This is a genomic window from Xanthomonas sp. NCPPB 3570 (assembly GCF_056725115.1).
In genome coordinates this window covers 2,715,746-2,735,490 of sequence record NZ_CM161513.1, presented here as the reverse complement: position 1 = coordinate 2,735,490, position 19,745 = coordinate 2,715,746, and the positions used below count along the sequence as shown (strand labels likewise).

Genomic DNA, 19,745 nt, shown 5'->3' with positions numbered 1-19,745 from the left:
AAGCGTTGGGGGCTGAAGCCCCTCCCACATTGAAATGTTTCGCGCGCTCAGCGCAGCGGAGAATGGGAGTTTCGATGCTGGCTGCGCATGGGTTTCTCCCCGCATCATGCCCTCGTTGTAGGAGCGGCTTCAGCCGCGACGCTTTCTCGTCGGAGCGTCGCAGCTGAGGCCGTTGTTGCTGAAAGCGCCCGCAACACCGCGCATGCATGCGCCGCTGAGCGCCCTTGCACCGGCGCTACACTACGGCGATGAACGCTTCCGTCGACAACGCCACCGAACATCATCTCATCCATGGCCGCCGCCAGCGGCCCGACGGCCCGGTGCCGGTCGACGTCATTTCCGTGCAGTCGCAACTCGTCTATGGCCACGCCGGCAACAGTGCGGCGGTGCCGCCGTTGCGCGCGCTGGGCTTGCGCGTGGCCGAGATCCCGACCACCTTGCTGAGCAATGCGCCGTTCTACGCCACGCTGCGCGGCAAGGTGCTGCCGTCGGACTGGTTCGCCGATCTGCTGCTCGGCGCCAGCGAACGTGGCCTGTCGCAGCGTGCGCGCATGCTGGTGTCCGGCTATTTCGGCAGCGTCGGCAATGGCGCCGCCTTTGCCGACTGGCTCGACGCCACGCTACCGCAGTGCCCGACGCTGCGCTACTGCCTGGATCCGGTGATCGGCGATACGCACACCGGTCCCTACGTGGAGCCGGGCCTGGAGGCGATCTTCGCCGAGCGCCTGTTGCCGCACGCGTGGCTGGTGACGCCGAATGCGTTCGAACTCGGCCGCCTGACCGGCATGCCGGCGCTGGCGCAGGACGACGCGATCGCCGCGGCGCGCGTGCTGCTGGCGCGCGGTCCGGAATGGGTGCTTGCGCACAGCGTCGGCGGCGATGCCGGGCAACTGGTGACGCTGGCGGTGAGCCGCGAGGCGGTCTACCGCTGGTGCTCGCCATTGCTGCCGGTGGATGTCGCCGGTACCGGCGATGTGTTGATGGCGCTGCTGGTGGCCTTCCTGCTGCGCGGCGACAGCTTCGAGGCGGCGATCGGCCGCGCCATCGCCGGCGTGCACGCGGCGCTGGAGGCAACCCTGGCCGCGGACGTGGAAGAACTGGACGTGCTGGCGGCGGCGCCGGCTGCGCTGGCCACGCCGCTGCGCTTCGTCGCCGAGCGCCTGGCGTGAGCCTGCGCCCGGTCGTCGGCATCGTCGGCAGTGCCGGCGCCTATGGCCGCTGGCTGAGCCGCTTCTTCCGCGAGCGCATGCAGTTGCAGGTGATCGGCCACGATCCGGCCGACCCGCAGTCGCTGGCGCCGGAGGCGCTGCTGCAGCAGGCGCAGGTGCTGATCTTCTCCGCGCCGATCCGGCACACGCCGGCGTTGATCGGCGAGTACGTGCAGCGCGCCGGCGGCCGCGAGCGCGATCAGCTCTGGCTGGACGTCACCTCGGTCAAGGCCGCGCCGGTGGCGGCGATGTTGGCCTCGCAGGCGGAAGTGGCCGGGCTGCATCCGATGACCGCGCCGCCCAAGTCGCCCACGCTCAAGGGCCGCGTGCTGGTGGTGTGCGAGGCGCGTGTGGCGCAGTGGCAGCCCTGGCTGCACACCATGTGCGCCGCGCTGGAAGGCGAGTGCGTGCACACCACGCCCGCGCACCACGACCAGGTGATGGCGCTGGTGCAGGCCATGGTCCACGCCACGCACCTGGCCCAGGCCGGCGTGCTGCGCGAACATGCGCCGGCGCTGGGGCCGTTGCAGGCCCTGCTGCCGTACCGCTCGGCCTCGTTCGAGCTGGATACCGCGATCATCGCGCGCATCCTGGCCCTGAATCCGGCCATCTACGAAGACATCCAGTTCGGCAATCCGCATGTGGGCGATGTGCTGGACGGGCTGATCGCGCAGCTGTCGCGGCTGCGCGACCAGGTCGGTCGCGGCGACGATGCGGCGCGCGCGCAATTCCGCGCCGAGTTCCTCGACGCCAACCGGCAGGCCTTGGGCGAGGCGGCGATCGCGCAGGGCAACTACAGCTACGAGCGCGTCGGTTATCTGCTGGCCGACCTGACCGAGCAGTCCACCCTCAGCGTCTATCTGCCGGAGGACCGCGCCGGTTCACTGCGCGCGCTGTTGCACGTGTTCGAGCGCCATGGGGTGAATCTCGCTTCGATCCATTCCTCGCGCACGCAAGCGGGCGAGCTGCATTTCCGGCTCGGCTTCGATCCGGCCAGCGATACGGGGGCGGTGCGCGGCGCGGCGGCGGAGATCGATGCCAGTGGGATCGGGCGGGTGCTGGCGGGGTGAATTGCATCGCACGCCGTCGGGGCTGAAGCCGCTCTCACTAGAACTTGCGGCGAGTTGGCTGGGGCACTGTGGGGAGGGGCTTCAGTCCCGACGCGGTGCGCCATGAGGACGCATGCCGCTTCGCTCGTCGCGGCTGAAGCCGCTCCTACGAAAGCACGCAACACCCGTCCTAGGAGCGGCTTCAGCCGCGACCGTGCAACTCGCCAGACGCGTGCACGGGAACCACCAACGCCTGCCGCAATTCATCCACAGCGCATGTGGATGGCCACTGCGCAAACATGTGGATAACTGTCGGCGCGCCTTGCGGGGCAAGCCTGTCAAGCCGTGTGGCGAAAAATTCACCAGCTTGCCGCCAGTGCCCCGAACGCCAGTGGCGATGACAGGGCGCGGCGGCATACCGTGGCGGCGACGCTAGACTGCGGTAAGGGTCAACTCGCCGCCGGTGGTGACGAACTGCTGGCCGCGGCGGATCAGCTTGCGGCCGTCGGCCAGTTCGTAGCGCAGTCCGCTGTCGGCGTGCGGGTCGTGCTGCGCCTGCTGTTGGCGCGGCGCATCGTCCTGGAATTCGGTGATCAGATACGCCTCGCCGTCGGGACCGAGGGCGGGCAATTGGCGAAAGGACATCGGAAGCCTCCTGTCGAACGCTGCATCGAATGCGGGACGCCGGAGCGGCGGTCGCGAGCGCGCGGCCGCAGCGCAGACGCGGTCCGACCGTAGTCCCGCTGTCGTTAGCGCGGCGTGCTCAGTCGATGAATTGCAGGCGAGCGAGTTCGGCGTACAGCCCGTCCTGCGCCAGCAGCTCGGCGTGGGTGCCCTGGGCGACGATGCGGCCGTGGTCCATCACCACGATGCGGTCGGCCTTCAGCACGGTGGCCAGGCGGTGCGCGATCACCAGGGTGGTGCGTCCGGCCATCAGCCGCTCCAGCGCCTGCTGCACGGCGTGTTCGCTCTGCGCGTCCAGGGCGCTGGTGGCCTCGTCCAGCAGCAGGATCGGCGCGTCCTTGAGCAGGGCGCGGGCGATGGCGATGCGCTGCTGCTGGCCGCCGGACAGGCGCGCGCCGCGTTCGCCCAGTTCGCTGGCATAGCCCTCCGGCAGTTGCCGCAGGAACGCGTCGGCTTCGGCCGCGCGCGCGGCGGCCTCGACCTCGGCCTCGCTGGCCTCGAGCCGACCGTAGCGGATGTTGTCGGCGGCGCTGGCGGCGAACAGGGTCGGGTGCTGCGGCACCAGTCCGATCGCTGCGCGCAGTTGCGACGGGTCCAGCGTGCGCAGGTCCAGGCCGTCCACCTGCACGCTGCCCGATTGCGGGTCGTGGAAGCGCATCAACAGCGCCAGCACCGTGCTCTTGCCGGCGCCGGAGGGGCCGACCAGGGCCACGCTCTCGCCGGGCCGCACGTGCAGGTCGAAGCCGTCCAGTGCCGGCTGATCGGGGCGCTGCGGATAGCGGAAGCTGACGTTGTCGAAGCGCACCTCGCCGCGCAGCGGCTGCGGCAGCGCACGCGGTTGGGCCGGGGCGACGATCTCGGGACGTTCCTGGAACAGTTCGGCGATGCGGCCCATGCCGCCGGCCGCGCGCTGCAGGTCGTTCCAGACCTCGGCCAGCGAGGCCACCGAACCGCCACCGAACATCGCGTACAGCAAAAACTGGCCGAGCGCGCCCGCGCTGAGTTCGTGGGCGGCGACCTCGTGCGCGCCCAACCACAGCACCAGCACGATGGCGCCGAAGATCAACACGATGGCCGCGGCGGTGATCAGCGCCTGCGCGCGGACCCGGCGCCGCGCCACCGCCACGGTCTGCGCCAGCGCCTCGCCGAAGCGGCCGCGTTCGTAGCCTTCGCGCGCGTACGCCTGCACCGTGCGCACCGCGCCCAGGGTCTCGGCGGCCAGGGTGTTGGCGTCGGCGACGCGGTCCTGGCTGGCGCGCGAGATCTTCTGCAGGCGCCGTGCGCCGAGCACGATCGGCAGCACCGCCACGGGGATGCCGAGCAGGGTGTAGGCGGCCAGGTGCGGGCTGGTCACGCACAGCATCACCACGCTGCCGATCGCGGTGACCGTGCTGCGCAGCGCCACCGACATGGTGCTGCCGATGACCCCGCGCAGCAGTTCGCTGTCGGCCGACAGGCGCGAGACCAGTTCGCCGCTGCGGTTGCGGTCGTGGAAACCGGCATGCAGGCCGATCAGATACGTGTACAGGCGCTCGCGCAGGTCGGCGACCACCTTCTCGCCGAGCAGCGACACGAAGTAGAAGCGCGTGGCGGTGGCCACCGCCAGCACCACCGAGACCGCGAACAACAGGGCGAACGACTGGTTGATGAGGCCGACGTCCTCGAAGCCGTGGTCGATCATCTGCCGGACCGCGACCGGCAGGCTCAGTGTGGCGCTGGAGGAGATCGCCAGCGCCACCAGCCAGGCGATCAGCAGGCCGCGCCGGCGACGCACGAACGGCCACAGGGTGCGCAGGCTGCCGAGTCTGCGCAGCGACTTGGCCTGGTCGGCCGAGGGGGTGTTCATGCGGGGGCGGGTTCCGAACAGCGGACCCGATTGCGAGTGGCGTCGCGCAGGCGGGTTTTCAAGGCGTCGACGCGATCGCGGGGCAGGCGCAGGCGCAGTTCGGCGCCGCCGGCATCGAAGCGTTCATCGAGTTTTTCCGCGGCGCAGGCGCTCAGCGCGGCATGCACCGCGCCCAGGTCGTCGAAGCCGCAGTGCAGGGTCAGCAGGCTCAACGCGAGCAAGGGTTGCCGGGGCGCCAACCGCAGGCATTCGGCCGCGCTGCCGCCATAGGCGCGGACCAGGCCGCCGGCGCCGAGCTTGATGCCGCCGTACCAGCGCGTGACCACCACCACCACGCGGTCGAAGCCCTGGCCGTCGATCGCCGCCAGGATCGGCCGGCCGGCGGTGCCGGCGGGCTCGCCGTCGTCGCTGGAGCGGTATTCGTCGCCATGGCGGTAGGCCCAGCAATTGTGGGTGGCGTCGGCCACCATCACCTGCTGCACGAACGCCAGCGCTGCGCCGGCGTCGGCGATCGGCGCGGCGTGGGCAACGAAGCGACTGTGCTTGATCTCCACGCTGTGGCTGACGGGGTGCGGGAGCGTGTCGGGCATCGGCGGCATTGTAGACGAGGTGCGGCCTCGGCCCGCCGTGGCGGTCGCGGCGCAGCTCAGTCCGGCAGCAGCGGGCGCAGATCTTGCGGGATCGATCGCTGCGGATGCGCACGCTGGAAGCGCAGTAGGCTGGCGCGTGCGGTCTCGAGTTCGCCTTGGTCGCGGCGCTCACGGATCCGCTGCAGCCAGCGCCGCGGCGATAGCTGCGCATCGGCCTCCAGCGCGGCCACCAGGGCGTTGCTGTCGGATTCCGGCAATGCCGCGGCGGTGGCCGCAGCGGATGTCGAAGGGCGCAGCGAGAGGGTGTCCGACGTCTCGGCCGCAGCGGCCTTCGCGCGCGCGGAGGCCGCCAGCCTGGACGGGGTGGCGGTGTCGGCGGGCGCACTGCGCGCCAAGGCGTCCTGTGCCGTTTCCGCGCGCGTGGGTGCACGCAGCGGCATTCCGGCCGGCGCAGCTTGCTGCTCGGCGGCGGACGCATTGCTGTCGGCCGCAAAGGTCTGCGGTGGCGGGGCCGGAGCCGGTGGAGCGGCGGGCGCCACCATGGCCGCTGGCGCGGGAGGAGGCATGCTGCGCGTGGGCGCTGGCTTGTGCATCGGCGCCTGCGCACGCTCGGACAGCGGCGCGTCGGCTGTCTCCGTCGCGATGCGCGCGTAGGCCGCAGGGGCGGGTGCCGCTGTCTCAGCGGCTGCCGGCGCAGCGGTCGCCGGTGCCGGCTCCGTGGAGGGCGGTGCCGGGGAGGCGACGGGTGTGGCGGGGGCGTCGGCGGCGGACGTGACTGCCGGGATCGGGGCAGGGGCCGCCGTCGGCGCGGGCGCGGAGGGCGCCGGTGGGCGTGCGCGCCAGGCGATGCCGGCCACCAGCACCAGCGAGGCGGCCAGGCCGAACCAGGTCGGCCAGCGTGGCCGCGACGCCGGCGGGGCTGCACGCGATGCAGGCGCGGGGTCTGGCTCGGCCGGCTCGGCGGTCGCGATGGAGGCGGGCGCGGCCGCGGGCATCGCCGCGGCGGCCTGCGCCCGCGCGCGCTCCGCGGCGCTGCTGGGGTACTCCGGGACCTCGGCAGCCCCCGGTGCGACTGCCGCACGCGCGGCAGCCAGGATCGCCGCATCCAGCGCTGGCGGTGGCAATGCCTGCCGGCCCAGGCGCAGGCGTTCGGCCAGCGCGCGCTCTTCCGGGGTCAGCGGTTCGTCGGCGCTCATCCGCCCAACCTCGCGCGCAGTTTGTCCATCGCATAGCGCAGCCGCGACTTGACCGTCTCGCGGCCGACGCCGGTGATCTGCCCGATCTCGTCCAGGCTCAATTCCTGCTCCAGGCGCAGCAGCAGCACGTCGCGTTGCTCCTCGGGAAGCGCATCCAGCGCCAGTTGCAGCTGGCGCCGCTGCTCGAAGGCGGACAGTTGCCGCTCCGGCGTGTCGGGGTCCTGCACGCGTGCGGTGCGCAGGTCGGCGTCGGCCGGTGCCGGCGGGCGATGCTTGGCCGCGCGCCAGTGGTCGCCGAGCCGATTGTGGGCGATGCGCAGCAGCCAGGTGGTGAACGCGGCCTGCGGCTGCCACTCCAGGCGTGCGGCGATCACCCGCTGCCACACTTCCTGGAACAGCTCTTCGGCCAGCGCACGGTCGCGCAGTTGTCGCAGCAGGTATTGGTACAGGCGGCCACGGTGGCGCAGGTACAGGGTCTCGAACGCGCGCGCGTCGCCGGCCGCGTAGGCCAGCATCAGGGCTTCGTCGCTCGCTTCGACCGGGGCGTCCACGGCGGCAAGCCTAAGCGTTCGCCGGGCCGCCGCATAGTCGGGAGGCGGGGTGCCGGGAGAGGGTGGCGAGGGCGGAAATTCTGACAACATGTGTAGACAAACGCCCATCTCGTCGCTTCGGGGTCGATCGGCCGTCGATCGGTCCATGCAACAGGTATGCTGATGATGAAGGGCGAGCGTGGAGCGGTTCCGGGGGGCCCTGCAGGAGAATCGTTGTCGATGCTGTTCAATTCGTCCGCCACCGCCCGCGAAGACGCATCCGGCGGCCATGCGCCCGCCCGCACGGCGCAGGCCTTGTGCGGGCTGCTGCCGCCCGGCAGCGCCGTGGCGATCGGCTGCGGCGACGGCGTGGTCGGGCGCCTCCACGGCGCCAGCGCGGAGGCGCCGGAGTGGCTGCAGGCGCTGGTCGCGCAGACGCTGGCCGCCACCGAGTTGCCGCCGTCGACGACACCGACGGTGCTGTACGTGCACCGCACCGCCGAGGGGGCCTGCGTGGTCATCGGCGCGCAGGCGAGACAGCCGTTGGATGCGGCGTATCGCGCGGCCTGGTGCGAGGCCGCGGTCGCGTTCGGTCTCAACCTGCTCGACACCGAGCGCATGCGCGCGCGCATCGCGGGCCTGGAAAAATCCAAGCAGCTGCAGCAGGCGCTGTACGAGATCGCCGACCTGGCCGGTGCCGATCTGGAAATGGGCCAGATGCTGCAGCGCGTGCATGCGGTGCTGGAATCGCTGATGTACGCGGAGAACTGCTACATCGTCGAATACGACGAAGACCAGCAGAGCATGCGCTTCCTGTACTTCTCCGACCGTCACGACGACTTCGTCGCCGATCCGGAGAAGACCTACCTGCTGCGCGACATGCCGAACAGCCTCACCGTGGGGCTGCTGCGCCACGGCCGTGCGGTGCGTGGGCCGTCGGAACAGGTGCGCGAGCGCCTGCAGGTGGGCTACAACGCCGAACACGGCCCGGACAGCCGCGACTGGCTGGGCGTGCCGATGTTGCGCGAGGGCCGCGTGTGCGGGGCCATTGTGGTGCAGAACTACGACTACGCGTTGCGCTACACCGATGCCGACCGCGCCTTGCTGGCCTACGTGGCCCAGCACGTACAGACCGCGATGGACCGGCGGCATGCGCAGGTGCAGCTGGAGCGGCGCGTGCACCTGCGCACCCAGGAACTGCAGCGTGCCAACCACGACCTGCAGGAGGAGATCCAGGAGCGCAAGCGCGCCGAGACCCTGCAACTGGCGCTGTTCCGCATCGCCGAGCTGGCGATCCGCTCGGAGAGCCTGCAGCAGTTCTACACCGAGGTGCACGCCATCGTCGGCGGGCTGATCGACGCGCGCAATCTGTACATCGCGCTGCTGTCCGACGACGACACGATGCTGGAGTTCGTGTACTCGGTGGACGAGTTCACCCCTTACCGGCCGCAGCGGCGCCGCGGCCGCGGACTGACCGAGTACGTGATGCGGGTGCGGCGGCCGCAACTGCTGGAGCTTCCCGACATCGACGCCTTGCTGGCGCAGGGCGAGGTGCAGGAATACGGCCAGCGCCCCTACAGCTGGCTGGGCGTGCCGCTGTTCGACGAAGGCGAGGTGATCGGCGCGATCGTGGTGCAGAGCTACATCGCCAAGGTGCGTTTCACCGAACACGACCAGCGTCTGCTGACCTTCGTTGCGCACAACGTCGGCAGCGGCCTGGCGCGGCAACGCGCGCAGGAGCGGCTGCGGCTAGCCCACGCGGAACTGGAGCAGCGCGTGGAGGAGCGCACCCGCGAACTGGCCGAAGTCAACGAGCAGTTGCTGGCGCAGATCGCCGAGCGCTGGCGCGCCGAGCAGCGGCTGACCCACCAGGCGCTGCACGATGCGCTGACCGGGTTGCCGAACCGCTCGCATCTGCTGGACCGGCTCAGCGAGGCGATCGCGCGTGCCCGTGGCGGCGGCAAGACCTTCGCCGTGCTCTTTCTGGATCTGGACCGGTTCAAGTTGGTCAACGACAGCATCGGCCACGCCGCCGGCGACGAGATGCTGGTGCAGGTGGCCAAGCGCATCGTCTCCACGATCCGCGGCCAGGACGTGGTGGCGCGCCTGGGCGGCGACGAGTTCGCGGTGCTGACGCCGAGCGAGCACGGCCTGGACGGTGCGCGCGAACTGGCGCGGCGCCTGCTGCATGTGCTCGGCCAGCCGATGTGGGTGGCCGGCCGCGAACTGTTCCCGTCGGGCAGCCTGGGCATTGCGGCCTGGCATCCGCGCTACCACAACGGCGAGGAGATGCTGCGCGACGCGGACGCGGCGATGTACCGGGCAAAGGCGCAGACCCAGGACCGCTGCGTGGTGTTCGACGAGGCCATGCGCGAGGCGGCGCTGCGCAGCCTCGACCTGGAGGCGGACCTGCGCCGTGCGATCAACAACCGCGACTTCGAGCCGTTCTACCAGCCGATCGTGCGCCTGCACGACGGCGAGGTGATCGGCCACGAGGCCCTGTTGCGCTGGCGCCACGAAAGCCGCGGGCTGCTGGTGCCGAGCCAGTTCATCGATCTGGGCGAGGAGAGCGGCCTGATCGAGCAGGTGGACTGGCTGCTGTACGCGCAGGTGATCCGGCGCCTGGCGCAGAGCGAGGGCGGCTACGTCTCGGTCAACGTCTCGCCGCGGCATTTCCGCTCGCCGGACTTCACCGAACGGCTGTTCGGCCTGATCGACAGCGCCGGCGCCGACCCGCGCCGCCTGCGCGTAGAGATCACCGAGGTGGCGCTGCTCGACGACGCCCCGCGCACCCTGGCCATCCTGCAGGCATTGCGCGAGCGCGGCGTGCTGGCGCAGCTGGACGACTTCGGCACCGGCTTCTCGGCGCTGTCCTACCTGCATCGCTTCCCGATCTCGGTGCTGAAGATCGACCAGAGCTTCGTCGCCGGCCTGCAGGACGAACGCGGCACCGGCAGCCACGCGCTGGTGCGCGGCATCCTTGCCCTGGCCAGCACCCTGGGGATCGAGACCGTGGGCGAGGGCATCGAGACCGAGCAGCAACTGGCGACATTGCGCGAGTTGGGCTGCAATTACGGGCAGGGCTATCTGCTGGGGCGCCCGGCCGCCGCGCCGCAGCAGCCTTGAGACGATCGAACGTGGAGCGCGGCGCCATGCGCCCGGAGCGCGCTCGTTGGGCGCAGCGCGACGCGTTATGGCGCGTTTGTTGGATTCGCGCTTCCGATGCTGGAGCAACTGAAGGTGGCGCCATGGCGGGTCGCCGCGTAGGAGCGGCTTCAGCCGCGACGGGCGTTCCCGGTAAAGCCCATCGCGGCTGAAGCCGCTCCTACAGGACACGTCCTGTCGGTATGGGCGGTGACCTAACGGGTCGCCATGCTCCAAGCGCTTGCCGCGGATCCGATTCGCTTGGCGCAACGCGTTGCGCCGCTTTTCGTCGATCCGCGCCGCGGAAACAATCGGGCGCGGAGATTCATGGCGCGTCGCCAGGCGTCATGACGTTGCCGCTTCAGAGTCTCAGTGCAACGGGTTGCGTCGCTTTTCATCAATCCGCGCCATGCAAGCAGTGAGGCGCCGGAATTTGTAACGCATCGCCACGCGCCAGGCGCTAACCGCCGATCGAATGCTCTCAACGCAGTGCGTTTCGACGCTTCTCATCGATCCACTTCGACGCCTGCGCCGGCGTGTAGTCCCGCATCCAGCCCAGCATCGTGTCGATGTCGCTGCCGTACCACAGGTCGGCGCGCTGGTCCGGGTGCAGGAAGCGCTCTTCGACCATGCGATCGATCATGCCGATCAGCGGCGCGTAGAACCCTTCCACGTCGAGGAAGGCGCAGGGCTTGTTGCCGATGCCGAGCTGGCGCCAGGTCAGCATCTCGAAGATTTCCTCCATGGTGCCGAAGCCGCCGGGCAGGGCGACGAAGGCGTCGGAGAGGTCGAACATGCGCGACTTGCGCTCGTGCATCGAACCGACGATCTCCAGTTCGGTGAGGCCGCGATGCGCCACTTCCCAGTCGGCCAGCTGCTTGGGAATCACGCCGGTGACCTCGCCGCCGGCGGCGAGCACCGCATTGGCCACGGTGCCCATCAGACCGACATTGCCGCCGCCGTAGACCAGGCGCAGCCCTTGCTCGGCGATGCGTCTGCCCAATTCGGTGGCACGTTCGACATAGGCGGGCTTGTTGCCGGCGTTGGAGCCGCAGTAGACGCAGATGCTTTTCATGGGATTCGGGAGTTGGGATTGGGGATTCGTAAAAGCGGTGAGTGGGTCGGGGCGCTGATAATGCCGGAGTGGGCGCGGATCATCGCTTGATCGGCTTCATGCGTGGGGCGATCCGCAAAGCACAACGCCGGGCATGTGCCCGGCGCTGTGGGATAAAGGATCGGGGATGGAGGCAGGGACGCGGCTTTGGCGAATCCCCACTCCCGAATCCCCAATCCCGGCCTCAATTGGCCTTATGAATCGCCCGCTTGCTCACCGCCATGGCCGCGTCGTGGATCGCTTCGGACAGGGTGGGGTGGGCGTGGCAGATGCGCGCCAGGTCGTCGGCCGAGCCGTTGAACTCCATGGTCAGCACGCCTTCGTGGACCAGTTCGGAGACGCCGACGCCGACCAGGTGCATGCCCAGCACGCGGTCGGTCTCGGCATGGGCGAGGACCTTGACGAAGCCCGCCGGCTCGCCCATCGCCACCGCACGGCCGATCGCCGCGAACGGGAAGCTGCCGGCCTTGTACGGCACGCCCTCGGCCTTGAGCTGCTGCTCGGTCTTGCCGACCCAGGCGATTTCCGGCTCGGTGTAGATGACCCACGGGATGGTGTCGAAGTTGACGTGGCCGGGCAGGCCGGCGATCAGTTCGGCGACCGCGATGCCTTCCTCGAAGCCCTTGTGCGCCAGCATCGGCCCGCGCACGCAGTCGCCGATCGCCCACACGCCGTCCACGCCGGTGTGGCAGTGCGCATCGACCTCGATCTGGCCGCGCTCGTTGACCTTGACGCCGGTGCCGTCGGCCAGCAGACCCTTGGTGGCGGCGCGACGGCCGACGGCCACCAGCAGCTTGTCCACGTTGAGGGTCTTCTCGCCTTCGCCATCGCTGTAGGTGACGACCACTTCCTGCTTCTTGCCCTTGCCGGTGACTTCGGTCTTGGAGACCTTGGCGCCAAGCTTGATGTCCAGGCCCTGCTTCTTGAATTCCTTCAGCGCGGTCTTGGCCACTTCGGCATCGGCCAGGGCCAGGAAGTCCGGCAGCGCCTCGAGGATGGTGACCTCGGCGCCCAGGCGCTTCCACACGCTGCCCAGTTCCAGGCCGATCACGCCGGCGCCGATCACCGCCAGGCGCTTGGGCACTTCGGTGAAGTCCAGCGCGCCGACGTTGTCGACGATGGTCTCGCCGTCGAACTTGGCGAACGGCAGCTCGATCGAATCCGAGCCCGCGGCCAGGATCACGTTGGTGCCCTTCAGCTCGACTTCGCTGCCGTCGTGCTGCTTGACCTTGACCACGTTGCCCGGCTGCAGTTCGCCGAAGCCGTAGTACGGAGTGATCTTGTTCGCCTTGAACAGCATCGCGATGCCGCCGGTGAACTGCTTGACGATCTTGTCCTTGCGCCCGACCATCGCCGCGACGTCGATCTTGGCATCCTTGAAGCTGATGCCGTGCTCGCCGAACAGGTGGCCCATGTTCCAGAACTGGCGCGAGGAATCCAGCAGCGCCTTGGACGGAATGCAGCCCACGCGCAGGCACGTGCCGCCGAGCGCCGGCTTGCCGTCCTTGCCCAGCGCCGCGTCGATGCACGCGGTCTTCAGGCCCAACTGGGCGGCGCGGATGGCCGCGTGATAGCCGGCGGGACCGGCTCCGATGACGACGACGTCGTATTGCTGTTGTTCGCTCATTTCATTCGCTCACGGGATTCGGGATTGGAGATTCGGGATTCGCAAAAGCAGGCGGGGCTCAGGACGGGGACGCTGTTGCGAATCCCCAATCCCGAATCCCCAATCCCGGCTCTTACAGACCGAACAGCATCCGGCCCGGGTTTTCCAGCTGGTTCTTGATGTCGACCAGGAACTGCACCGAGTCCTTGCCGTCGATGATGCGGTGGTCGTAGGACAGCGCCAGGTACATCATCGGCGCGATCACGACTTGGCCGTTCTCAGCGATCGGACGCTCCTTGATCGCGTGCATGCCCAGGATCGCGCTCTGCGGCGGGTTGATGATCGGGGTCGACAGCAGCGAGCCGAAGGTGCCGCCGTTGGTCACGGTGAAGGTGCCGCCCTGCAGTTCTTCCAGGCTCAGCTTGCCGTCGCGCGCCTTCTTGGCGTAGTCGGCGATGCCCTGCTCGATGTCGGCGAAGGACTGCCGCTCGACGTTGCGCAGCACCGGCGTGACCAGGCCCTTGTCGGTGGACACAGCGATGGAGATGTCGCTGTAGCCGTGATAGATGATGTCGTCGCCGTCGATCGAGGCGTTGACCAGCGGGAAGCGCTGCAGCGCGTTGGCCGCGGCCTTGACGAAGAAGCTCATGAAGCCGAGCTTGATGCCGTGGGCCTTCTGGAACTCGTCCTGCAGTTCCTTGCGCGCCGCCGAGACCTTGGCCAGGTTGACCTCGTTGAAGGTGGTCAGCATCGCGGTCGAGTTCTTCGACTGCATCAGGCGCTCGGCGATGCGCTTGCGCACGCGGGTCATCGGCACGCGCTCTTCCGGACGCGCACCGCTGGCCTTGCCGGCGCCGCCGTTCTTGGCGTAGTTGAGGATGTCTTCCTTGGTCACCGCGCCACGGCGGCCGGTGCCTTCGACCTGCGACGGATCCACGCCTTCGGTGATGGCGCTGAAGCGCGCGCCCGGCGGCAGGCTGGACACATCGCCGGCGGCCTTCGGCGCGTCGGCCTTGGCGGCCTTCGGCGCTTCCGCGGCGGCGGCCTTGGGCGCTTCGGCCTTCGGGGCCTCGGCGACCTTGGCCTCGGCCGGCGCCGCAGCAGCGGCCGCGCCTTCCTCGATGATCGCCAGGATCTGCGAGCTGGTCACGGTGGCGCCGGTCTCGAACTTGATCTCCTTCAGCACGCCATCGACGGGCGAGGGCACTTCCAGCACGACCTTGTCGGTCTCCAGGTCCACCAGGTTCTCGTCGCGCTTGACCGCCTCGCCGGCCTTCTTGTGCCAGCTGGCGATGGTGGCATCGGATACGGATTCGGGCAGTACCGGAACTTTGACTTCGGTGGCCATTGCAGGGGGCGTCCTAGTGGTGTCTTTTTTGAAGTGTGAAAGGGTGTTTATTCAGCGACTTGGTCGTTGAACGGATTCAACAGCGCATCGGCGACCAGCTTCAGCTGCTCTTCCACGTGCTCGGCGAAGTGGCCGGCGGCGGGAGACGGCGAGCGGGCACGGCCGGCGTAGTGCAGGCTCTGTCCGTCGGCCAGGCAGGCCTGCAGGTGGTGCTTGATCTGGTACCAGGCGCCCTGGTTCTGCGGCTCTTCCTGGCACCAGACCAGGTCGGTGGCATTGCCGTAGCGCTTCAGTTCGGCCGACAGCAGCTCGCGCGGGAACGGATACAGCTGCTCCACACGCAGGATGGCGACGTCGTCCTGGCCGCGCTTGGTCTGGTCCTCGAGCAGGTCGTAGTAGACCTTGCCCGAGCACGCGACCACGCGCTTGACCTTCTTCGGATCGGCCTTGGCGTCCGGGATCAGGTGCTGGAACTCGCCGTCGGCCAGTTCCTCCAGCGTCGACACCGCCAGCTTGTGGCGCAGCAGCGACTTGGGCGTCATCACCACCAGCGGCTTGCGCGTGGACATGCGCATCTGCCGGCGGATCATGTGGAAGGCCTGGGCCGGAGTGGTCGGCACGCAGACCAGCATGTTCTCCAGCGCGCACAGCTGCAGGAAGCGCTCCAGACGCGCGGAGCTGTGCTCCGGGCCCTGGCCTTCGTAGCCATGCGGCAGGAACAGCGACAGGCCCGAGATGCGGCCCCACTTGGCTTCGCCGGCGGCGATGAACTGGTCGATCACCACCTGCGCGCCGTTGGCGAAGTCGCCGAATTGCGCTTCCCAGATGCACAGCGCGTTGGGATCGGTGGTGGAGTAGCCGTACTCGAAGCCCATCACCGCCTCTTCGCTGAGCAGCGAGTCGATCACGGTGGCGTCTTCCGGGTTCTCCACCAGTTGCCGCAGCGGCAGGTAGTAGCTGTCGGTCTTCTGGTCGTGCAGGATCGCGTGGCGGTGGAAGAACGTGCCGCGGCCCGCGTCCTGGCCGACCAGGCGCAGCTTGTGGCCTTCGCCCAGCAGGGTGGCATAGGCCAGGTTCTCGGCGAAGCCCCAGTCGCCCGGCAGTTCGCCGGCGGCCATCTTCACCCGGTCCTCGTAGATCTTGGCCACGCGCGGGTGCAGCTCGACGCCGCCCGGGATGGTGGTGATGATCTTGGCCAGCTGGTCCAGGGTCTTGCGCTTGACCGTGGTGTCGACCTTGTCCGACAGCTTGCCCGACAGGTACTTGGACCAGTCGATGGCGAATTCGTCGGGCTTGCGGGTCGCCAGCTCGGTGGTGTACTCGCCCGAATCGAGCTTGTTGCGGTAGCCGTCGACCAGCGCCTGCGCCTCGCCGGCCTGCAGCACGCCTTCGCTTTCCAGCTGGGCGGCGTACAGCTCGCGGGTGGTCTTGTGCTTGCGGATGGTCTGGTACATCACCGGCTGGGTGGCCGCCGGCTCGTCGGCCTCGTTGTGGCCCCAACGGCGGTAGCAGACCAGGTCGATGACCACGTCCTTGTTGAACTGCTGGCGGAAGTCGTAGGCCAGGTTGGCCACGAACGCCACCGCGTCCGGATCGTCGCCGTTCACATGGAACACCGGCGCGCCGATCATCTTGGCCACGTCGGTGCAGTACAGCGTGGAACGGGCGTCGTCGCGGGCGCTGGTGGTGAAGCCGATCTGGTTGTTGACCACGATGTGCACAGTGCCGCCGACCGCGAAACCGCGCGCCTGCGACATCTGGAACAGCTCCATGACCACGCCCTGGCCGGCGAACGCGGCGTCGCCGTGGATGATCACCGGCAGCACCGACTTGCGCGCGGCGTCGCCGTAGCGCTCCTGGCGCGACCGCACGCTGCCGACCACCACGGGGTCGACGATTTCCAGGTGCGAGGGGTTGAACGCCAGCGCCAGGTGCACCGACTTGCCGTCGGCCACCGCCACGTCGGCGGAGAAGCCCATGTGGTACTTCACGTCGCCGGTGTGGGCGCGGTCGTCGTGGGCGTGCTCGAACTTGCCTTCGAACTCGTCGAACAGCTTGCGCGGGTTCTTGCCCAGGGTGTTGACCAGCACGTTGAGGCGGCCGCGGTGGGCCATGCCGACCACGATGTCCTTGACCGCGTCGTTGCCGGCGCGCTGCACCAGCACGTCCATCATCGGGATCAGCGAGTCGCCGCCTTCCAGCGAGAAGCGCTTCTGGCCGACGTACTTGGTGTGCAGGTAGCGCTCCAGGCCCTCGGCGGCGGTGATCCGCTCCAGGGTGCGGCGGCGGCTGGCGGCGTCGCCGGCGATGTTGCCGCCCGCGTTCTCCAGGCGCTGGTAGATCCACTGGCGCTGTTCGAACTCGGAGATGTGCATGAACTCGCTGCCGATCGACCCGGTGTAGGTCGCCTTCAGCCGCGCCAGCAGGTCGCGCAGTTTCATCCGCGGCTGGCCGCCGAGGCCGCCGGTGCTGAACTCGCTGCCCAGATCGCTTTCCGACAGGCTGTGGAACGGCAGGCCCAGGTCCGGCGGGTTCACCGGCGGGGTCAGGCCCAGCGGATCCAGGCGCGCGCCGAGGTGGCCGCGCGAACGATAGGCGGTGATCAGGCGGCCGACATGGCGCTCGCGCTCGTCGCCGCTCGGGCCGGTGCCGCTGTTGGCGGCCTGGCGCGCGGCGCTGGCGATGTGGGCGATGACCGCAGAGTGGGGAACGTCACCGGCATCGCGGCCCTGGAAGCCGTCGAAGTAGGTTTTCCACTTGGGATCGATGCTGTCGGGAGAGACCAGATACTGTTCGTACAGGTCTTCGATATAGGCGGCATTGCCGCCGGCGAGTTGCGATGACTGCGCAAACTGCTTGAGTAGATTGTCCACGATGGTGGGGTGCGGTCGCTTTGTTTGGGGTGGCTTGCGGTAGGAACCGGCGGACGCGAGGGCCGCGCGGGCGTAATCAAGCGCAAAAATTATACCCCCATGAACCAGCCGGGGTGTGCATTCGGCGTGGTCAAGGCCGATCCCGGTTCATCCGTGGCAGTTGCGGCGGTGCGGTCGCCGCCGCCTCACCAGCCCAGTGCGCGCAGTTCGCTGCAGGGCCGGGCGCGCTCCCAGACCCGGTCGAAGGTGGCGCGCAACTGGCGCGCGCGGCCGCCACCGAGCAGGTCGGTCTCGCCGTCGTAACGGTGACCGAGTCCACGGAAGTAGTAGCCGCCGCCGTCGTCGACCAGGTAGGCGGTGGCGTCGCTGCGGTCCACCGGATCGCTGACTTCGCGGAACTGGAACACGCTGGGCAAGCGCTGTGCCAGCGCCAGCAAGGGGGCGCCGGCACGCTGCGGCGCGGCTGCGTCGTGCAGCAACACGCGCACCTGCTTGGCATGCGCGGCGACCGCGAAGCGCCGCACCTGTTCCACCACGCGGGCATCGTCGAGCAGGCCGGGATCCAGCATGCGGCTGTGGATCAGCACCTGGCGGCGGGCCTGCGCCAGCACCGCGATGCTGGCGGCGATCGCCATCGCCGCGTCTTCCACCGCCACGGCGCCGTCGAAGCGGCGGCGCAGCGGCACCGCCTCCGCAGAAGCGGCCACGCCGCCCGGCGGCGGCAGGAAGCCGTGGCGGGCATGGAATGCCAGTGTCGCGGCGGGCGCATGCAGCGCCAGCTGCGGCCAGCCCCACTGCTGCGCCTGCGCGATCAGGCCGCGCAGCAGCGCGCTGCCGACGCCGCGTCCACGCCAGGCCGGCAACACGGTCAGCGCGGCGATCCGCCGGTCCGCGCCGAGCCGCGCCGCACCGACCATTTGGCCGTCGTCGCTGCGCGCGACCAGGTGTTCGCCCAGCGCGTCCTGCGCTCCACCTGTGGGCTCGGCCGGGTCCGCGACGGTGCCGGCCGCGGCACGCAGCGCGCGCAGTTCGGCGCCGTCGTGGACGGGATCCAGCGCAGCGATGCGGAAACCGGGGCCGGGCATGGTCGGATCAGGCCGCGTCGGCGTCCTCGTCGGTGGCGTCCTCGGCCTCCAGCGGCTGGTAGAAGCCGCCTTCGATCAGTTCCAGCAGGGTCTGCCTGCCGGCTGCCGACAGCGCCGCGTAGTCGCTGCCGTCGATGTGTTCGGCCGCGGCCAGGCGCTTGGCGTCCTTCACCGGCAGCGCGAACTCCAGGCCGCTGCAGAACAGCATGGCGCCGCGGCTGGCACGCCGCCACGCCGGCCGCGCCCACGGATGCCGTTGCAGGACCAGGCCCTGTTCCAGCGCGGCGGCGATCTCCGCCGCCGGGGCCAGGCCGGCCGGCGGCAGAATGTCGCCGGCGGCGCGGTAGGTGGTGATGAAGCGGCCGAACCAGGCGCCCAGCTTGTCCGGGTCGTTCATGCGCAGCGCGTTCAGCGCCTCGACCACGCGGCCCATCGCCGCCGCGTCGATCTCGTACGGATCGGCCGGCGCCTGCAGGTCTTCGTCGTGGTAGCGCAATGCCTCGTCGGCGCCGTCGATCAGGGTGTCCAGGTAATCGGCGATCAGCTCGGCCGAGGACGGTGCGCGCATGCCCACCGAGAAGGTCAGGCAGGCGTCTTCGGCGACGCCGTGATGCGGCACCAGCGGCGGCAGGTACAGCATGTCGCCTGGTCCCAGCACCCAGTCGTGGGTCGGGTCGAACTGGCGCAGCAGCTTCAGTTCCACGTCGTCGCGGAAGTCGGTCGGCGGCGCCGGGCGGCCCAGCGCGACGCTGGCGTCGATCTGCCAGCGGCGATGGCCGTGGGCCTGCAGCAGGAACACGTCGTAATGGTCCACGTGCGCGCCGACCGAGCCGCCGCGCGCGGCGAAGCTGACCATCACGTCGTCCACCCGCCAGCGCGGCAGGAAGCGGAACTGCTCGAGCAGGGCGCGGATGTCCGGGTCCCACTTGTCCACGTCCTGCACCAGCAGGGTCCAGTCGTGGTCGGGCATGCCGGGGAACTCATGCTCCTGGAACGGGCCGCTGCGCACCCGCCAGCGATCGTTGGCGCGGTCGTGCTCGACCAGCCGCGACAGCGCCGCCTCTTCGCAGGCCAGGCCGGCCAGGTCGCCGGGCTCGATCGGCGAGACGAAGTTGGGGAAGGCGTTGCGGATCAGCAGCGGGCGCTTGTGCCAGTAGTCGCGCAGGAAGGTCGCGGCGGGCATGCCCAGCGGTTGCCCGGGGCGGGCGTGGAGTTCGAAGGCGGGAGCGGCGGTCTTGCGGGCAGCCATGTGCGGTGGGGTCCTTGCAACGCGGAAGGAAAGGGCGGGCGCGCGGCGGCGCCGGCCGGACCCGGCCATTGTCCGCCGGTTTGGCCCGTGGGGCCATCGCGGCGGGCTTGGCGGATCGCCGTCGGCCAAGGCGGTGGCGATCCGGCGATCCGGCGATCCGGGTCTGGCGCATGCGTGCATGCAGGGTGCGCGCCGCCGGCGGTTCGGGACGTCCGCGGCGCGT

At 69.7% G+C, this 19,745-nt stretch carries 14 protein-coding genes; 3 read left to right on the top strand and 11 right to left on the bottom strand.

The genetic code is table 11. The features are described 5' to 3' along the window. The first annotated feature begins 248 nt into the window (after positions 1–248). Both pdxY and AC1PLR_RS11910 read left to right on the top strand, forming a co-directional pair. The gene (pdxY, locus tag AC1PLR_RS11915) at positions 249–1,169 is read left to right on the top strand and encodes a pyridoxal kinase (protein ID WP_481101121.1); all 921 of its coding nucleotides are present in this window, start codon (positions 249–251) and stop codon (positions 1,167–1,169) included. Further along, positions 1,166–2,278 (top strand): prephenate dehydrogenase, encoded by a 1,113-nt coding sequence (locus AC1PLR_RS11910; protein ID WP_481101120.1) that lies wholly within the window; start codon positions 1,166–1,168, stop codon positions 2,276–2,278. Before pdxY ends, AC1PLR_RS11910 begins: the two co-directional genes overlap by 4 nt. A 411-nt stretch (positions 2,279–2,689) precedes the next feature. On the opposite strand, the gene AC1PLR_RS11905 is transcribed toward AC1PLR_RS11910, so the two are convergent. The 5 genes from AC1PLR_RS11905 to AC1PLR_RS11885 form a co-directional block, all read right to left on the bottom strand. After that, positions 2,690–2,902, bottom strand: a complete 213-nt coding sequence (locus AC1PLR_RS11905; RefSeq protein ID WP_010344257.1) for a hypothetical protein — start codon at positions 2,900–2,902, stop codon at positions 2,690–2,692. 118 nt (positions 2,903–3,020) lie between these two features. Continuing rightward, positions 3,021–4,787 carry an ABC transporter transmembrane domain-containing protein gene (locus AC1PLR_RS11900; protein WP_481101119.1) on the bottom strand — a complete coding sequence of 589 codons (1,767 nt, stop codon included), beginning with the start codon at positions 4,785–4,787 and terminating at the stop codon, positions 3,021–3,023. Beyond that, complete coding sequence (locus tag AC1PLR_RS11895; RefSeq protein ID WP_017913577.1) at positions 4,784–5,377, bottom strand: IMPACT family protein; 594 nt, start codon at positions 5,375–5,377, stop codon at positions 4,784–4,786. Before AC1PLR_RS11895 ends, AC1PLR_RS11900 begins: the two co-directional genes overlap by 4 nt. Positions 5,378–5,433: 56 nt before the next feature. Next, on the bottom strand, positions 5,434–6,573 hold the full coding sequence (locus AC1PLR_RS11890; RefSeq protein ID WP_481101118.1) for a hypothetical protein: 1,140 nt from the start codon (positions 6,571–6,573) through the stop codon (positions 5,434–5,436). Next, positions 6,570–7,124 (bottom strand): RNA polymerase sigma factor, encoded by a 555-nt coding sequence (locus tag AC1PLR_RS11885; RefSeq protein WP_481101117.1) that lies wholly within the window; start codon positions 7,122–7,124, stop codon positions 6,570–6,572. The genes AC1PLR_RS11890 and AC1PLR_RS11885 overlap by 4 nt, the downstream gene beginning before the upstream one ends. 219 nt (positions 7,125–7,343) lie before the next feature. On the opposite strand from AC1PLR_RS11885, the gene AC1PLR_RS11880 reads away from it, so the two are divergent. Then, complete coding sequence (locus tag AC1PLR_RS11880) at positions 7,344–10,229, top strand: bifunctional diguanylate cyclase/phosphodiesterase (protein ID WP_481101116.1); 2,886 nt, start codon at positions 7,344–7,346, stop codon at positions 10,227–10,229. A gap of 499 nt (positions 10,230–10,728) precedes the next feature. On the opposite strand, the gene AC1PLR_RS11875 is transcribed toward AC1PLR_RS11880, so the two are convergent. From AC1PLR_RS11875 to AC1PLR_RS11850, 6 genes are all read right to left on the bottom strand, one after another. Further along, positions 10,729–11,322: an LOG family protein gene (locus AC1PLR_RS11875; RefSeq protein ID WP_481101115.1), complete on the bottom strand. Its 594-nt coding sequence runs from the start codon at positions 11,320–11,322 to the stop codon at positions 10,729–10,731. A gap of 223 nt (positions 11,323–11,545) precedes the next feature. Next, positions 11,546–12,988, bottom strand: coding sequence for a dihydrolipoyl dehydrogenase (lpdA, locus tag AC1PLR_RS11870; RefSeq protein ID WP_481101114.1), 1,443 nt, complete (start codon positions 12,986–12,988; stop codon positions 11,546–11,548). 112 nt (positions 12,989–13,100) lie between these two features. Further along, the gene (gene sucB, locus AC1PLR_RS11865; RefSeq protein WP_010344246.1) at positions 13,101–14,315 is read right to left on the bottom strand and encodes a dihydrolipoyllysine-residue succinyltransferase; all 1,215 of its coding nucleotides are present in this window, start codon (positions 14,313–14,315) and stop codon (positions 13,101–13,103) included. 47 nt (positions 14,316–14,362) lie between these two features. Next, positions 14,363–17,188: a 2-oxoglutarate dehydrogenase E1 component gene (locus AC1PLR_RS11860; protein WP_010344245.1), complete on the bottom strand. Its 2,826-nt coding sequence runs from the start codon at positions 17,186–17,188 to the stop codon at positions 14,363–14,365. 185 nt (positions 17,189–17,373) lie between these two features. Continuing rightward, entirely contained in the window at positions 17,374–18,273 is a 900-nt protein-coding gene (locus tag AC1PLR_RS11855; RefSeq protein ID WP_481101113.1) for a GNAT family N-acetyltransferase, read from the bottom strand. A gap of 7 nt (positions 18,274–18,280) precedes the next feature. Further along, the gene (locus AC1PLR_RS11850; RefSeq protein WP_481101112.1) at positions 18,281–19,522 is read right to left on the bottom strand and encodes a ribosomal protein uL16 3-hydroxylase; all 1,242 of its coding nucleotides are present in this window, start codon (positions 19,520–19,522) and stop codon (positions 18,281–18,283) included. Positions 19,523–19,745: the final 223 nt, after the last annotated feature.

Coding starts and splice junctions, on each gene's coding strand:
- pdxY (WP_481101121.1), top strand. CDS start 249: ATGAACGCTTCCGTCGACAACGCCACCGAACATCATCTCATCCATGGC.
- AC1PLR_RS11905 (WP_010344257.1), bottom strand. CDS start 2,902: ATGTCCTTTCGCCAATTGCCCGCCCTCGGTCCCGACGGCGAGGCGTAT.
- AC1PLR_RS11900 (WP_481101119.1), bottom strand. CDS start 4,787: ATGAACACCCCCTCGGCCGACCAGGCCAAGTCGCTGCGCAGACTCGGC.
- AC1PLR_RS11895 (WP_017913577.1), bottom strand. CDS start 5,377: ATGCCCGACACGCTCCCGCACCCCGTCAGCCACAGCGTGGAGATCAAG.
- AC1PLR_RS11890 (WP_481101118.1), bottom strand. CDS start 6,573: ATGAGCGCCGACGAACCGCTGACCCCGGAAGAGCGCGCGCTGGCCGAA.
- AC1PLR_RS11880 (WP_481101116.1), top strand. CDS start 7,344: ATGCTGTTCAATTCGTCCGCCACCGCCCGCGAAGACGCATCCGGCGGC.
- AC1PLR_RS11875 (WP_481101115.1), bottom strand. CDS start 11,322: ATGAAAAGCATCTGCGTCTACTGCGGCTCCAACGCCGGCAACAAGCCC.
- lpdA (WP_481101114.1), bottom strand. CDS start 12,988: ATGAGCGAACAACAGCAATACGACGTCGTCGTCATCGGAGCCGGTCCC.
- sucB (WP_010344246.1), bottom strand. CDS start 14,315: ATGGCCACCGAAGTCAAAGTTCCGGTACTGCCCGAATCCGTATCCGAT.
- AC1PLR_RS11855 (WP_481101113.1), bottom strand. CDS start 18,273: ATGCCCGGCCCCGGTTTCCGCATCGCTGCGCTGGATCCCGTCCACGAC.
- AC1PLR_RS11850 (WP_481101112.1), bottom strand. CDS start 19,522: ATGGCTGCCCGCAAGACCGCCGCTCCCGCCTTCGAACTCCACGCCCGC.